At 49.6% G+C, this 1,102-nt stretch carries 1 protein-coding gene; it reads left to right on the top strand.

Annotation, left to right across the window (positions count from 1 at the left end; all coding sequences use genetic code 11):
* Positions 1–1,098, top strand: a 1,098-nt coding sequence (gene istA / locus MHM99_RS21110) for an IS21 family transposase (RefSeq protein WP_239220466.1), incomplete at its 5' end; no start/stop codon positions are given.
* Positions 1,099–1,102: the final 4 nt, after the last annotated feature.

Raw genomic sequence — 1,102 nt, 5'->3', positions numbered from 1 at the left:
TGCGGACCAACGGTACCTATCATCAATCCTGATACGGGCGAAGTTCGTTATCACGCACAAATCTTCGTTGCGACCTTAGGCGCAACCAACTACACCTATGTTGAAGCTGGTCGCTCACAACGTGAAGAAGACTGGATAATGGCGCACGTAAGAACGTTCCGCCACCTTGGCGGTGTACCCCGTTTACTTGTGCCGGATAACCTGAAATCGGCCGTTACCAAAGCCCACCGCTACGCGCCTACGCTAAATGAAAACTATGCCAAAATGGCGCGGCATTATGGCTGTGCCATTGTGCCTGCACGCCCATATAAACCGAAGGATAAAGCCAAAGCAGAAAATGCGGTGCTGATTGTTGAGCGTTGGATATTAATGCGATTGCGACGTGAGAGCTTCTACACCCTAGCGGGTCTAAATGCGCGGATTAAAGTGTTAATGGCAGAGTTAAATAATCGGCCACAACGCTTATACCCAGGCTCTCGTCGTGAACAGTTTGAACTGCTCGATAAGCCAGCCTTAATGCCATTACCTGGCACCATGTATGAGTACATCGACAGTAAATGGGCGAAGGTAGGGCCGGATTACCATGTGTTGTACCAAAAGCATGCTTACTCTGTACCACACACTTTAGTGGGCAACACGGTGACCATAGAGGCAAGTGGCAGTGTGGTCAGCATCTATCATCACAATCAACTGGTAACACAGCACGCTAAATCAGCAAAAGAAGGCGGCTTCTCAACCCAAAAAGAACACATGCCGGACAGCCATGTAAAACAGCGCTTCAGTGCTGAGCGCTTACTGCACTGGGCTGAGAATATCGGTGTGGGTACCCGTGGTGTGGTGCAGTGGCACATCCATAGTCGCAAACATCCTGAGCAAGCGATTAAAAGCTGCTTAGCTATCCTAAACCTCACTAAACAACATGGTGCTGCGCGACTTGAAGCCGCTTGCCAAAAGGCATTACTGCTAGAACGCCCTCACCGGAGTGTGGTGATGAACTTACTCAAACATCATCAAGAAAGCATACCGAGCACCGCTGTTGAGCAGGATGAGCAGCCTGTCACCCATCACAATATCCGCGGCCAACATTACTATCAATAGGAAA

This window comes from Alteromonas sp. MmMcT2-2 (genome assembly GCF_022348305.1).
Classification (GTDB): Bacteria; Pseudomonadota; Gammaproteobacteria; order Enterobacterales; family Alteromonadaceae; genus Alteromonas; species Alteromonas macleodii.
Note: the sequence above shows the minus strand (reverse complement) of the source record. Positions and strands in the feature narration are given on the sequence as shown.